Origin of the sequence: Aurantibrevibacter litoralis (assembly GCF_034651555.1) — a bacterium.
GTDB lineage: Bacteria > Bacteroidota > Bacteroidia > Flavobacteriales > Flavobacteriaceae > Aurantibrevibacter > Aurantibrevibacter litoralis.
The window spans coordinates 23,361-33,955 of sequence record NZ_JAYEEQ010000028.1 but is presented as its reverse complement, the minus strand read 5'-3'; the positions used below and the strand labels follow the sequence as shown (position 1 = coordinate 33,955).

Annotated in this window: 14 protein-coding genes and 1 pseudogene; 10 read left to right on the top strand and 5 right to left on the bottom strand. The window is 38.2% G+C overall.

Features of this window, described 5'->3' with window-relative positions; translation table 11 throughout:
* Positions 1–41: 41 nt before the first annotated feature.
* From U1E44_RS15915 to U1E44_RS16885, 4 genes are all read right to left on the bottom strand, one after another.
* Positions 42–497 carry a hypothetical protein gene (locus U1E44_RS15915; RefSeq protein ID WP_322932103.1) on the bottom strand — a complete coding sequence of 152 codons (456 nt, stop codon included), beginning with the start codon at positions 495–497 and terminating at the stop codon, positions 42–44.
* Positions 498–659: 162 nt separating this feature from the next.
* The gene (locus tag U1E44_RS15910) at positions 660–986 is read right to left on the bottom strand and encodes a helix-turn-helix domain-containing protein (protein WP_322932102.1); all 327 of its coding nucleotides are present in this window, start codon (positions 984–986) and stop codon (positions 660–662) included.
* Positions 987–990: 4 nt separating this feature from the next.
* The gene (locus U1E44_RS15905) at positions 991–1,332 is read right to left on the bottom strand and encodes a type II toxin-antitoxin system RelE/ParE family toxin (protein ID WP_322932101.1); all 342 of its coding nucleotides are present in this window, start codon (positions 1,330–1,332) and stop codon (positions 991–993) included.
* A 294-nt stretch (positions 1,333–1,626) separates the two neighbouring features.
* A complete protein-coding gene (locus U1E44_RS16885) occupies positions 1,627–1,737 on the bottom strand; it encodes a rubredoxin (RefSeq protein WP_416242067.1) in 111 nt (36 codons plus the stop codon).
* On the opposite strand from U1E44_RS16885, the pseudogene nirD reads away from it, so the two are divergent.
* The 5 genes and pseudogenes from nirD to moaC all read left to right on the top strand — a co-directional run bounded on the left by nirD (position 1,730) and on the right by moaC (position 5,492).
* Positions 1,730–2,086: pseudogene (nirD, locus tag U1E44_RS15900) on the top strand (nitrite reductase small subunit NirD). The gene U1E44_RS16885 and the pseudogene nirD overlap by 8 nt on opposite strands.
* Positions 2,087–2,110: 24 nt before the next feature.
* Complete coding sequence (locus tag U1E44_RS15895; protein ID WP_322932100.1) at positions 2,111–2,698, top strand: DUF4202 domain-containing protein; 588 nt, start codon at positions 2,111–2,113, stop codon at positions 2,696–2,698.
* 48 nt (positions 2,699–2,746) lie between these two features.
* A complete protein-coding gene (locus U1E44_RS15890; RefSeq protein ID WP_322932099.1) occupies positions 2,747–4,582 on the top strand; it encodes a sensor histidine kinase in 1,836 nt (611 codons plus the stop codon).
* A gap of 26 nt (positions 4,583–4,608) precedes the next feature.
* Complete coding sequence (locus U1E44_RS15885) at positions 4,609–5,052, top strand: molybdenum cofactor biosynthesis protein MoaE (RefSeq protein ID WP_322932098.1); 444 nt, start codon at positions 4,609–4,611, stop codon at positions 5,050–5,052.
* A 5-nt stretch (positions 5,053–5,057) separates the two neighbouring features.
* Entirely contained in the window at positions 5,058–5,492 is a 435-nt protein-coding gene (moaC, locus tag U1E44_RS15880; protein ID WP_322932097.1) for a cyclic pyranopterin monophosphate synthase MoaC, read from the top strand.
* 96 nt (positions 5,493–5,588) lie between these two features.
* Here moaC and U1E44_RS15875 read toward each other — a convergent pair whose 3' ends face one another.
* A complete protein-coding gene (locus U1E44_RS15875; RefSeq protein ID WP_322932096.1) occupies positions 5,589–6,311 on the bottom strand; it encodes a hypothetical protein in 723 nt (240 codons plus the stop codon).
* 269 nt (positions 6,312–6,580) lie between these two features.
* Here U1E44_RS15875 and U1E44_RS15870 point away from each other — a divergent pair, with 269 nt between their 5' ends.
* The 5 genes from U1E44_RS15870 (at position 6,581) to U1E44_RS15850 (ending at position 10,437) form a co-directional block, all read left to right on the top strand.
* Entirely contained in the window at positions 6,581–6,751 is a 171-nt protein-coding gene (locus U1E44_RS15870) for a hypothetical protein (protein ID WP_322932095.1), read from the top strand.
* 76 nt (positions 6,752–6,827) lie between these two features.
* On the top strand, positions 6,828–8,228 hold the full coding sequence (locus U1E44_RS15865; RefSeq protein ID WP_322932094.1) for a type III PLP-dependent enzyme domain-containing protein: 1,401 nt from the start codon (positions 6,828–6,830) through the stop codon (positions 8,226–8,228).
* A complete protein-coding gene (gene speB, locus U1E44_RS15860; protein ID WP_322932093.1) occupies positions 8,215–9,159 on the top strand; it encodes an agmatinase in 945 nt (314 codons plus the stop codon). Before U1E44_RS15865 ends, speB begins: the two co-directional genes overlap by 14 nt.
* Positions 9,149–10,123, top strand: a complete 975-nt coding sequence (locus U1E44_RS15855; protein WP_322932092.1) for a deoxyhypusine synthase family protein — start codon at positions 9,149–9,151, stop codon at positions 10,121–10,123. The genes speB and U1E44_RS15855 overlap by 11 nt, the downstream gene beginning before the upstream one ends.
* A 2-nt stretch (positions 10,124–10,125) precedes the next feature.
* Complete coding sequence (locus tag U1E44_RS15850) at positions 10,126–10,437, top strand: hypothetical protein (RefSeq protein ID WP_322932091.1); 312 nt, start codon at positions 10,126–10,128, stop codon at positions 10,435–10,437.
* Positions 10,438–10,595: the final 158 nt, after the last annotated feature.

Genomic DNA, 10,595 nt, shown 5'->3' with positions numbered 1-10,595 from the left:
TGCGTTCCATAATACAGTAAATTTAGAATAAAAAATTAAACTTAAATTACTGTCCTATTTTTGGGGGAAATTATATACGCAGTATTTTCTTCCGTTAGATTTTTAGTCAATGTTAGAATATATTCCGCGTTGAATATTTTCATTTTTTCATTCAATTCCTCACAGTCTTTCTGTTTCGCTTTTCTCAAATTCAGTTTTTCACAGATTGAGTCAATCAGATTAATATCATCTAAATCCTCAATTCCGTATATTTTGTGAATATCATCTTCCGGATAAATTGAGAAGTCATCCATTTGAATAAACTCTCGAATTTCATCGTGAACAATTTCTGCGTGTTGCTTTTCAAATCCGTTTTTTACAAGTCGGTTTATGTATTCCGTTCGAGTTAGATTCGGTCGACTTTCATTCAATTTGCGCAACTTTTTTTCATTCCGCTTATTTTGAATGTAGCTAAAAACTAATATCAGAAATATGATTGTTCCAATTATGATTATCATTTTGCTCATATTGCGTACAACGGTCTCGGCTATGCGTAGTGCGGGATTTCAAGGCACTTCACTTTCCGTTTAGCTGTTAGTTTATTTAATGTAATTACTTTCATTTCAGCACTTTCGCCCGCATTACGTATAGCCATTGTTGTGCGTTCGGCTTTCTTTTCGTCAAGCGAGTTTAACAAAGTTATCTTCTATTTTTACGTTAAAGTTTATCTCTGCTTTTAACGCTTTAAAAACTTTCAAAATAGTGTCAATTGTCGCACTGTTTGCACTGCTTTCAAGTTTAGAAATTTGAGCTTTCTGCACACCTACAAGTTTTCCAAGTTCCTCTTGAGTTAAGTGTCGTTCTTGTCTTGCAGACTTTATCATTTTTCCTAAAACGTCCATACGAAGTTCGTATTCGTATTCGTCACGGTCAGCTGTTCCAACTTTGCCGATATACTTGTCCTTCATTTCGGCAAGCGAATAAGTTTTGATTTCTTTAGTTGCCATATCTTTATTTTTTTTGTTTGTTGTTGAAATAATTGTCTTTAAGTCTAACTGCTCGATCAATTTCGTTTTTCGGAACTTTGTCAACCTTTTTTATAAAACCGTGGGTCGCAACTACCAAAGTTTCTTTATTGTCTGTCTTGTCCCAAAATGCAAGAAGTCTGATTTGAAGTCCTGCGTATTTTGTCCGAAACTCCCAAATGTCATTTTGAAGTTTCTTTAAAAGTTTCGGGTCATTAGTTTGTTCAGCAAGGTCAATATTGTAAAAGATTTTTTTGACTGTTTTTGAGTCAAGTCCAGCAATGAATCTGTCGGCTTCTTCTAAAAATCTTGTCTCAAAATATTTCATCCAATATTATCTTGTTAAGCGTCACAAAGATAAACAATGTTTCTATATTTAGAAACTAAAGTTTGAATTATTTCTGTCGGTTCGGTTTTCTAAGCTGACGCACAACGTATCGCTATGAACACCGGGGTTCATATATTTACTTTGTAAATACCTCTAATATAGCAATTTTTGACTTTAACGAACCCCCTTCATAAATTCAAGCACGAAGTATTGAAACTATACAACCAGACATATATTCGTGGGAAAAAGTATTTAAAAATGTAGCACACCACGATCTACGGATTGCATTAGCCCTTACTGCAACACCATCACTATTTTACTAAAAGCAGTTTTTGGAGCTTCGCACACCGGGCAAACAAAGGTTTCCGGGACAGCATCAAAAGGGGTTCCCGGGGCTATCTGCACTGAAAAAGCGAAAAACGTTACTTTTTGGTACAATGCAGCAGAAGTCTCTAAATTTACGAAAAACGGGGGCGCCTGTATAAAGTAGAAGGACAAACAAATTGCCGTATTTAATTTTACCCGCGAAGGAACCTGGTATGCCTCTCAAAATCGTTGTCCTCATAAAATGGAAATGGTGCTGTCTAGAGGAATGATAGGCGAAGAACAAGGAGAACCCAAGGTGGCCTGTCCTAGGCACAAAAATACCTTTTCGCTAAAAACAGGAGAACATCTGAATGGAACTATGGAGAAGATTGAAACTTTTCCTGTGAAAGTGGCAGATGGTTTTGTGTATCTAGGTTTTTCTGAATAGCTTTGGCGCAAACCGCAACCTTACATGTCCGTAGACAAACTACATAAAGCCTTTGCCCTTTTTGACCAGGCCAATGCACAAGATCCCAATGTAGCCGTTTTTGAAGGGAAAAGCTATCCTAAAGAGTTGCTGTATGCCATTCGGATGACCCATAAACTAGACACCTTTGAGCCCGAGGCATCGGAACCCTTAAAGCTTACCGCACGTTGCCAGCACATTTGCAGATGGGAAATTCCAAGAGAATCGTATCCGATGGATCGCCCGGGATATTTAAAATGGCGACAGGATTTAAAGAAATTCCATGCCGATAAGGCGAGCCAAATATTACAGGAAGTGGGCTATGACCAGGAAATGATAGACCGTGTAGCTTTTCTGTTGGTAAAAAAGCAGTTGAAAAAAAATCCCGAAACCCAAACCTTAGAAGATGTAATCTGTCTGGTTTTTTTGGAATTTTATTTTGAACCCTTTGCAGCGAAACATCCGGAGGAAAAAACCATAGACATCCTTCAAAAAACATGGCGAAAAATGTCTGAAAAAGGCCAAAAAGAAGCCTTGAAACTTGCACTAAGTCCCGCATCATTGTCGCTTATAAAGAAGGCGATTCAAGGGTAATAGCCTCCAAAAAGTATTGGCCGTAATTGGCTAACTCATTGTTGCGATATGGATAAAGAAAAGCTTCCTGAACCTATAGATGCCGCAGCATTTCAAAGAATGCGCAAATGGTACTTATTGGCTTTGGCTGCTATTGCTTTGAATATCGTTGTTGCACAAATTTTAATACAAACTCATCTCAATTCGCAACTAGACGATTCCCGGGTAATTAATGTAGCGGGACACCAACGTGCTTACAGTCAAAAATTGGTTAAGGAAGCGTTGCTTTTGCAAAATGCAACCGAAGATATACAGCTAAAAGAACACTATCAGGAATTACAACATACCTTGCTTACTTGGAAAACCTCCCATGAAGGCTTACAATTTGGAAGTGATTCGCTAGGGCTTCCCAAAGAATCTCATGATGAAATTTTAGTGCAATTCCGAAAAATAGAGCCCCATTTTGTGGCTATGGTCCATGCCGCAGAGCGCTTGTTGAAACATCATGAAACCGGTAGGCCTTTTGATAGTACAGGAATTCAGGTGCCAATGGCAACCCTCTTGGAGAACGAAAGTCGCTTTTTGCAATTGATGGACAATATTGTAAATGAGTACGATAAAAGGAGTAAAAGGCAACTACAACATCTAAAATTTAAAGAATATCTTTTATTGGCACTTTCCTTTCTGGTGCTGCTTTTAGAGATGTTATTTATTTTTAGACCGCTATCGCTACAGATTAGGAACACCATTAAAAACTTACTTGAAAGTCAGCGCAAATCGGAAGAGGACACCCAAGAAATAAAGCGGTTGTACGATGAAAAGGAAAAATCCTTACAAGAACTGCAAGAGCTTAACTTTGTGATAGACAATGCAGCCCTCTTTGCCAGTACCAAAAGTGATGGAGGCGTGGTTTTTATAAGTAAAAAATTTTTGGAGCTCCTAGGCTATGATGGGCACTATATTACCAAACCTTTGTCTGAAGTACTTACTACAGATGAAGGTCAGCAATTATACCTAAGGGAAGTATTTAAAACCAGCAAAAAAAGTATTCGCTCGGAGGAAATACAGATAAAAACTGTTAAGGGAGAGGACATTTGGCTGGATATGTCCATAATCCCCATGCAACAATCTACCTTGAGACAAAGTATTTTAATCCTATGTTCCAATATTACTGAACGTAAAAAGACTCAAATACAAGTGGCTCGGTTAACCAAAGAGAACTATGAAGAGCGCATAAGGCAAAAGCAATTGCAAGCCAGCCAGATTGTAGAGGGGCAAGAAGAAGAGCGCAAACGAATTGCCAAAGACATTCATGACGGTATTGGCCAAATGCTGACCGCCTTAAAATTCAACATAGAATCCATCAACCTAAACAACAAAGAAAAGTCTGCTGAAAAAATCGAATATCTTAAAGCTCTTACCACCGATTTGATAAAGGGTGTCCGTACGGCAACATTTAATTTAACGCCACCAGAACTAAACGATCATGGCATACTTCCGGCTTTTCAGAAAATGACCCAGGAACTCTCTAAACTTACCGGAAAGAATATTTTGTTTGAAAACAAGATAGATGGGAACATTCGGTTTAACTCACTTGCAGAAACCAATATTTACAGGGTTGCCCAGGAAGCAGTAAACAATGCCATAAAGTACGCCGATTCCAATTATATTCTTTTATCTGTGAACTTCACAAATGATTTGTTAAGTGTTGTTATTGATGACGACGGAAAAGGATTTGATGATGCCTTAATAGCACGGACGCCCGACAACACCATTGAAGGCGGTATGGGATTGTTTTATATGAAGGAAAGAATAAGCTATATCAACGGGCGGTTATTTATCAATTCCGTGCCGGGGAAAGGTACTCGGGTTACCATTAATTACAGAACCGAAGAAAATGCGTAAATTTGCGTTGCTATTGTTTAAGAGATATGAAACCACTAAAAATTAAAAATGTTTTCGTTAAAGGTGCTATTTCTCCTTTATTTATTGGCGAATCCATTGCCAAACATCAATCCAAAACACAAATTGGTGCCCACGACATCTTTTTAGGACAAGTACGTGCAGATACCATAAACGGAAAAAAAGTATCGGCTATTGAATACTCGGCGTATGAACAGATGGCCAACCAAAAATTTCATGAAATAAAAGAAGCGGCTTTTGAAAAGTACAATTTAAGCTGTTTGCATATTTATCACAGTTTAGGGAAAGTAAATGTGGGCGAAATATGCCTGTTTGTTTTTGTGTCTTCGCCACACCGGAAAGAAGTATTTGAGGCACTCCATCAAATTGTGGAAGAAATTAAAATTCAGGTACCGGTTTTCGGGAAGGAATTATTTGAAGACGATTCCTATCAATGGAAGGTAAATACCTAATTATTATGGTCGATATTACAACTAAAACCCCAACCTTACGAACAGCCATTGCCCAGGCCGTTGTAAAAGTAAGCACCATAGAAACCATACAGGCGATTCAAAATAATACCGTTCCCAAAGGCGATGTTTTTGCTATGAGCAAGGCCGCAGGATTATTAGGAGTAAAAAAAACGGCCGATCTGTTACCGGATTGTCATCCTATGCCTATTGAGTATACAGCAATCGACTATAAAATCGAGGGTTTGGAAATAAAGATTTTGATTACCGTAAAGACCATTTACAAAACCGGTGTAGAAGTAGAAGCAATGCATGGGGCAAGTATTGTGGCTCTAAATATGTATGATATGTTAAAACCCATAGATAAGGGCATCGAAATAAATCACATAAAACTATTGGAAAAAACCGGGGGCAAATCCGATATTAAAAACAATACACAATAATTTGAAAATTTGTTGATTTGAAAATTTGAAAATGGGTTAATGTACTATAGCAATTTACCAATGAGGCAATATCCCAATGTTTTAAATGGAAGTTTTTTACGGTAATCGCTTTGCCCAAATCTCGTGTAGAGGGTCGCCCTTACTGCTTTTCCCTGTATGATGCCAATCGGTACCTTTCAGGTCGTATTTAAAATCTAGCGCTGCACCTACGCGTGAAGCATCCCGGGAAAAAAACACAATCTTTTCAATATATATACCCTCTTTTGAGGTAAAAGAACCTCCTCCTGTACCAGAAAATGCCATGGTTTCAGTATTGTACGCAATCCATTGAAAATGACCATTACACAAAAATTTCATCGTTTTTCGGGGTGCTGTTGTGTCTCTTCGTTGTTCGGCATGATCTACTACCCTACCCGCCATAAGCCATTTGCCATCTAATTCTTGCGCATCGTTTATGTCTACAGAAAAATCCCTTTCCCCTTTTAGGTCCAGCACAAGTTTGTTCTCTTTATAGCTAAAGGGAATACGAAGTGTCTTAACTGCATCGGATTCGAAGTTCGAATTAAACTCTAGTGCCACGTGCAGCTCATCGTCCTTTACCGTATAGAATCCGCCAAGGGTTTTACCGAATTTTGCAGGTGTCGTTTCAAATTCAGTATACACGAAATAATCCTTATCTAGCATAATGCGCAACACAATACTTAGGTCTTCCCCAGATTTATGAAGGTACACATTAGGCGCAATTTGCGCTTGTAAAGCACCGAAAAAACCAATAAAAAGAAAGAACAGGATGTTTAGAATGTTATCTTTCGGTTTCATAATGTTAAATCGATAGCATTAAATTTATTTATAATTTAGCACAATTCCAATTTTGTTTCGTTATATCCTGATTTTCAGGCAATGCCATGTCCCATAAATACTACCTCTTAAAATTTTTTAAATCCCTTGTTTTTTCATTTTTTTTGTTTTCATTTGTTCCATCATTCAAAGGAATTAAAATAGAGTGATCCCAAACCTTCTCGCCGTTTTTATAAGAATAAAAATGAAAGAGGTGTACATGAAAACACAATGAGATCAAATTTGAACAAATGAAAATTGTTTCCTTACGTGGAAGCGTCTTTGAGGAGGTTGGTGAAAATGTGCCTACCTTTTGGGATGCCTTTTTTAGTTCAACGTTCAAAACTCATCAATCCACTATAAAATCCAGTCAACACGATTATTTTTTTATTCCTACTACAGAACGTCAAATCATTATTTAGAAATTGAAATGCTTTAAAAATACCATGTGTAAGTCATTACAAAACCGATGCATTTCAATCTTTTAAAATTAGTTTAATGAATACAAAGTACATCAATCTTATAGATCAAACCTACTATTTTCCTCAAGAAGAGTTTACCTTGGATGGGGACAATCTTCTGTTTCATGGCATACATCTTAAAGATTTAGTGGAGCAATACGGCAGTCCGTTAAAGTTTACCTATTTACCAAAAATCTCAGAAAATATAAACCGAGCCAAAAAATGGTTTGCCAATTCTCTAGTGAAAAATGCCTACAAAGGAAAGTACCATTATTGTTACTGCACCAAAAGCTCGCATTTTAATGCGGTACTTAATGAGGCTTTAAAGAATAATATCCATATTGAAACGTCGTCTGCTTTTGATATTGATATTGTTGAGAAATTGAAAGAAACCGGAAAAATAAAAGACAACACATATGTCATTTGCAACGGTTTTAAACGGGAACAGTATATCGAAAATATTGCCCGATTGATGAATAACGGACATCAAAATTGTATTCCTATCATAGACAACTACGAGGAGTTAGAGTTGTTAACCGATGCCATTGCCGATAATTTTAAGGTTGGGATACGAATTGCATCTGAAGAAGAGCCAAAGTTCGAATTTTATACCTCTCGGTTGGGCATCGGATATAAAAATATTGTACCTTTTTATGAAAATCAGATCAAGGACAATGAAAAAGTAGAGCTTAAAATGCTCCATTTTTTCATCAACACCGGGATACGAGACAATGCCTATTACTGGAACGAACTTTTAAAATGTTTAAAAGTCTATGTGCGATTAAAAAAAATGTGCCCTTCTTTAGACAGTCTCAATATAGGCGGCGGCTTTCCCATAAAAAATTCTTTGGCTTTTGAGTATGATTATCAATATATGATCGACGAAATCGTAAATCAAATTAATATAGCCTGTAAGGAAGCTGATGTTCCTGTACCACATATTTTTACAGAATTTGGGAGTTTTACGGTAGGTGAATCGGGTGGCGCCATTTATGAAGTTCTATACCAAAAACAGCAAAACGACAGGGAAAAGTGGAATATGATAGACTCTTCTTTCATAACTACCCTTCCCGATACCTGGGCCATTAATAAACGATTTGTGATGCTCCCCATAAATCGCTGGGAAGACGAATACGAACGGGTATTACTGGGTGGTCTTACCTGCGATAGCGACGACTATTACAATAGCGAGCAAAATATGAATGCCATTTATTTGCCCCGATATAAAAAAGACAAACCTTTGTATATAGGTTTTTTTAATACGGGAGCGTATCAGGAATCTATTGGTGGTTTTGGAGGGTTACAGCATTGTTTAATTCCGCAACCAAAACACATCCTCATAGACAGGGATGAAAACGGCAACCTAACCACCAAACTATTTAGTGAACAACAAACAGCAAAAGATTTACTTAAAATTTTAGGATATGAGTACAACTAACAATTACGCAGGTATTCCGGACGAGTTCGCGCAATTGGAAAAAGCCAAAGTGGTTATTATTCCGGTACCCTACGAGGGTACCAGTACATGGGGCAAAGGATCGGACAAAGGGCCGGAAGCCTTTTTAGAAGCCTCTAAAGAATTGGAATGGTATGATATTGAAACCGACACCGAGGTATATCAGCAAGGTATTTTCCTTGCCCCGGAAGTTGCCGATAAAAACAGTGTCGAAACCGTAGTAGAGGCTGTACACAAAACGGCAAAAGAGTATATAAAGCGAAATAAATTTGTAACCCTAATAGGCGGCGAACATTCCATTTCTATTGGTTCTATAAGAGCCTTTAACGAATGCTTCGACAACCTCACCGTACTCCATATCGATGCACATGCCGATTTGAGAAAAACCTACAACGGCAGTACGTATAATCATGCCTGTGCAGTGCACGAGGCCAGCCAAATCACCAATTTGGTTCAGGTAGGCATCCGCAGCATGGATATCATGGAAAAATCATTCATGGATGAAGAGAAAACCTTTTTTGCCTACGATATGGTGAGCGATGAATATTGGATCGATAAGGCCATTGAGGCCATGACCGATACTGTTTTTATTACATTTGATCTCGATGCTTTAGATCCCTCGATTATGCCGGCCACCGGTACACCCGAGCCGGGAGGCTTATTGTGGTATGAAACGTTAGACTTCTTAAAACAGGTATTTTCCGAGCGCAATGTGGTGGGGTTTGATTTGATGGAGCTTTCACCCAATGCGGCTCATAAATCAGCCGATTTTCTGGCTGCAAAGCTCTTTTATAAAATGTTGAGTTATAAATTTATGAAAGAAGGTATCGATGAGGATTATGACAACACCTATAAGGTAAATACAAAGACAGGCAACAACAATCAATCTAGATTTGAAGAGGATGAAGAATAAAGGCCCTATTACCCATTTTATTGAAAAATATTTCTTGCACTTTAATGCTGCAGCATTGGTTGATGCCGCCAAGGGGTATGAAGACCAGCTTCACAAGGGTGCCAAAATGCTGGTTTCGTTAGCCGGTGCCATGAGCACCGCAGAACTGGGGAAGATTTTTGCCGAGGTCATACGTCAAGACAAAGTACATATCATATCCTGTACAGGTGCTAATTTGGAGGAAGATATTATGAATTTGGTAGCGCATTCGCATTATAGGCGGGTGCCTAATTACCGAGATTTAACGCCACAAGACGAATGGAATCTTTTAGAAAAGGGGCTTAATAGAGTTACCGACACCTGTATTCCGGAAGAGGAAGCATTCCGAAGGCTTCAAAAGCATATTTATAAGATATGGAAAGATGCCGAGGAAGCCGGAGAACGTTATTTTCCACACGAATTCATGTATAAAATGCTTCTTTCCGGGGTGTTAGAAGAGCATTACGAAATAGACATAAAAGACTCTTGGATGTATGCTGCGGCCAAAAAGAAGCTGCCCATAATTTGTCCGGGTTGGGAAGACAGTACTATGGGTAACATCTTTGCATCGTATGTACTAAAGGGCGAATTAAAAGCAAGCACCATGAAATCCGGAATTGAGTATATGACTTTTTTAGCAGACTGGTACACAGACCATTCAAAAAAAGGAATAGGCTTTTTTCAAATCGGAGGCGGTATTGCGGGAGATTTCCCTATTTGTGTAGTACCTATGCTGTATCAGGATATGGAGCGCACAGACACCCCTTTTTGGAGCTATTTTTGCCAGATTAGTGACTCTACCACAAGCTACGGATCCTACTCCGGTGCAGTACCTAATGAAAAAATTACTTGGGGCAAATTAGATATGGATACACCCAAATTTATTATAGAAAGTGATGCAACCATTGTTGCACCCTTAGTTTTTGCTTACCTCTTAGATATGTAATTATGGACAATTTAAAACGAGTCATTGTAGACTTTAAAAAACTTACCCCCGAAGTGCTAAAATTGTTAGTCGAGAAATATCCCGATGGATATGACGACACCAATATCATCACTTTTAAGAATGCGCAAGGCGAGCGCATTGAAGCCGTTGAGGTAACCACTGATGATACTAAGTATCTGGTAAAAATTAGTGCCAAGCTGGAGAAAACAATGGCCAATTACGATGAAGACGATTACGAAGATTTTGATGATGACGATCCGGATGCCATTCCTGATGTAGAAATTGCAGATGATCCCGCTGAGGATGAAGATTAAATTTCAACTTTCGCTGATACATGAGTTCTTCTTACTTTACGATTTGTGTATTTAATTGGGACAATGAACAAAGAAATCGAAATTCTATTTGGGCATAATACAGCAAGGTTACTAGTACACAAAGACAAACAACCAATACCATGGCTAACCCTTTTTTA

Excerpts from the sequence above, each read along its gene's own strand:
- U1E44_RS15915 (WP_322932103.1), bottom strand. The coding sequence starts at position 497 with ATGATAATCATAATTGGAACAATCATATTTCTGATATTAGTTTTTAGC.
- U1E44_RS15910 (WP_322932102.1), bottom strand. The coding sequence starts at position 986 with ATGGCAACTAAAGAAATCAAAACTTATTCGCTTGCCGAAATGAAGGAC.
- U1E44_RS15905 (WP_322932101.1), bottom strand. The coding sequence starts at position 1,332 with ATGAAATATTTTGAGACAAGATTTTTAGAAGAAGCCGACAGATTCATT.
- U1E44_RS15895 (WP_322932100.1), top strand. The coding sequence starts at position 2,111 with ATGTCCGTAGACAAACTACATAAAGCCTTTGCCCTTTTTGACCAGGCC.
- U1E44_RS15890 (WP_322932099.1), top strand. The coding sequence starts at position 2,747 with ATGGATAAAGAAAAGCTTCCTGAACCTATAGATGCCGCAGCATTTCAA.
- U1E44_RS15885 (WP_322932098.1), top strand. The coding sequence starts at position 4,609 with ATGAAACCACTAAAAATTAAAAATGTTTTCGTTAAAGGTGCTATTTCT.
- moaC (WP_322932097.1), top strand. The coding sequence starts at position 5,058 with ATGGTCGATATTACAACTAAAACCCCAACCTTACGAACAGCCATTGCC.
- U1E44_RS15875 (WP_322932096.1), bottom strand. The coding sequence starts at position 6,311 with ATGAAACCGAAAGATAACATTCTAAACATCCTGTTCTTTCTTTTTATT.
- U1E44_RS15870 (WP_322932095.1), top strand. The coding sequence starts at position 6,581 with ATGAAAATTGTTTCCTTACGTGGAAGCGTCTTTGAGGAGGTTGGTGAA.
- U1E44_RS15865 (WP_322932094.1), top strand. The coding sequence starts at position 6,828 with ATGAATACAAAGTACATCAATCTTATAGATCAAACCTACTATTTTCCT.
- speB (WP_322932093.1), top strand. The coding sequence starts at position 8,215 with ATGAGTACAACTAACAATTACGCAGGTATTCCGGACGAGTTCGCGCAA.
- U1E44_RS15855 (WP_322932092.1), top strand. The coding sequence starts at position 9,149 with ATGAAGAATAAAGGCCCTATTACCCATTTTATTGAAAAATATTTCTTG.
- U1E44_RS15850 (WP_322932091.1), top strand. The coding sequence starts at position 10,126 with ATGGACAATTTAAAACGAGTCATTGTAGACTTTAAAAAACTTACCCCC.